The 1,839-nt window shown below is 53.9% G+C and carries 2 protein-coding genes and 1 tRNA gene; 1 reads left to right on the plus strand and 2 read right to left on the minus strand.

All coding sequences use genetic code 11. From position 1 onward, the window contains the following. Positions 1 to 51 precede the first annotated feature (51 nt). Entirely contained in the window at positions 52 to 723 is a 672-nt protein-coding gene (locus PMI22_RS07470; protein ID WP_007947684.1) for a Bax inhibitor-1/YccA family protein, read from the minus strand. Between the two features lie 123 nt (positions 724 to 846). Here PMI22_RS07470 and PMI22_RS07465 point away from each other — a divergent pair. Further along, positions 847 to 934, plus strand: a tRNA-Ser gene (locus tag PMI22_RS07465). A gap of 507 nt (positions 935 to 1,441) precedes the next feature. Here the strand turns inward: PMI22_RS07465 and PMI22_RS07460 are convergent. Continuing rightward, on the minus strand, positions 1,442 to 1,839 hold a 398-nt coding region (locus tag PMI22_RS07460), incomplete at its 5' end, for a M10 family metallopeptidase C-terminal domain-containing protein (RefSeq protein WP_238543976.1).

Consider the following 1,839-nt stretch of genomic DNA (forward strand, 5'->3'; position numbering starts at 1 on the left):
AGCGTGTTTTCACACAGTCTGCTAAGCGGGTTTTTTACTTAAAGCCTTCGATTAATCATCGCGGCTCATGATGCCAAACAGCTGCAACAAGCTGACGAACAGGTTGTAGATCGATACATACAGGCTGATGGTCGCCATGATGTAGTTGCGCTCGCCGCCATGAATGATGGCGCTGGTCTGGTACAGAATGCAGACCGAGGAGAACAGCACGAAACCTGCGCTGATCGCCAGTTGCAGGCCGCTGATCTGGAAGAAGAAGCTCGCCAGCGTCGCACCCAGCAGCACGAAGAAGCCTGCCGTGATGAAACCGCCCAGGAAGCTCATGTCCTTGCGGGTAATCAGCACGTAAGCCGACAGACCACCAAACACCAGCGCCGTCATCGCGAACGCCGAACTGACCACTTCAGCGCCACCCTGCATTCCCAGGTAACGGTTGAGGATCGGGCCGAGCAGGAAACCCATGAAACCGGTCAGGGCAAAAGCAGAAACCAGGCCCCAGGCAGAATCACGGAGTTTGTTGGTGAGGAAGAAAAGCCCGTAGAAGCCGATCAGCACCACGAATATGTTCGGGTAACCGACACGCATCTGCTGAGCGACAAACGCCATCACGCCACTGAATGCGAGGGTGAGAGCGAGTAAGCCGTAAGTGTTGCGCAGGACGCGGCTAACCTCTAGCTGCTCAGCCTGCACGCTGTTATTAACTGCGTAATCCTGTTCGCGCATGGCGACACTCCTGTTGGTTTGAAACGTTCAGTCGCAAAGATCATAACAGACGCTCTGTAACAAGCTATGCAGAGAGTTTGACAGTGTGTTTCATTCAGGTATTATGGCGCCCGCAACACAAACGGAGGTGTGGCCGAGTGGTTTAAGGCAACGGTCTTGAAAACCGTCGACTGTAACAGGTCCATGAGTTCGAATCCCATCGCCTCCGCCATCTTTATACGACAAAGCCCTGATTATTCAGGGCTTTGTCGTTTCTGGGGTTTGAGAAAATCCTCCAGCCTGCACCCTGGGTGAAGTATCGCTTTTCGACCCGCGGCCAATTTTTCAAATGATCGTCTGCCTGTCCTAATAATCTGAAATCAGCGAGATTGACAGGTTGGCGAACAGGACGCGGGCGCGAGTCTGAAATAACCACCGGTTTCCTACGCGGCTATGTCGCTCAGGAAATCGGTGATTTTTCCGTCCCGTCACGCGAGGCGTCGTATACGACGATAAATACTGAGCACTATTTCCCGCACTCCTGACATCCAACGGTTGCGAATTCTTCGTTGCCTGGCCCTCCTGATATCCAGTTACCCGACTCAAGCAGACGGCACCAACTGACAACGCTCGCGCCTCACACAACTGCGCCAAAACGAACGGTCAGGCTCAAAAAAAGGGAGGGCATAATGCCCTCCCCTCCGTTGTTCGCGCTCCCTGCGACAGTACTAACCAGACCTCAACCAACCAAAATGAAGTCCGTGGCAGTGATGGTTGTTGCGTCGGCCACACCCACCAGGCGGATGGAATCAGCTCCTCCGAAGCTGACTACAGTATCCGCACCCGCATCGGCGATGTTGACGTTTCCCGCGAAGTTCGCCGCCGTGATGTTGAACACAGAAACATTGAGCCGATCCTGACCGTCAGTGAAACCGATAATCTGATCGTTTCCGAAACTTGCGCCGAACACGAAAGTGTCATTGCCAGTGCCCCCAACGAGTACGTTGTTTAACGTATTGCCGATCGCCGTGAAGTTGCCGGTACCGCCGAAGAACAAATTCTCGACGTTTGCGCCCAAGGTGTAACTGCTCAAGGATGTCCAGACGCTGTCAACACCGCCTCCGATGCCCTCGATCA

Source organism: Pseudomonas sp. GM21 (assembly GCF_000282215.1).
In the GTDB taxonomy this organism is placed as follows: domain Bacteria; phylum Pseudomonadota; class Gammaproteobacteria; order Pseudomonadales; family Pseudomonadaceae; genus Aquipseudomonas.

What these genes read in the sequence shown, in the direction of transcription:
- PMI22_RS07470 (WP_007947684.1), bottom strand. Translation starts at nt 723, where the DNA reads ATGCGCGAACAGGATTACGCAGTTAATAACAGCGTGCAGGCTGAGCAG.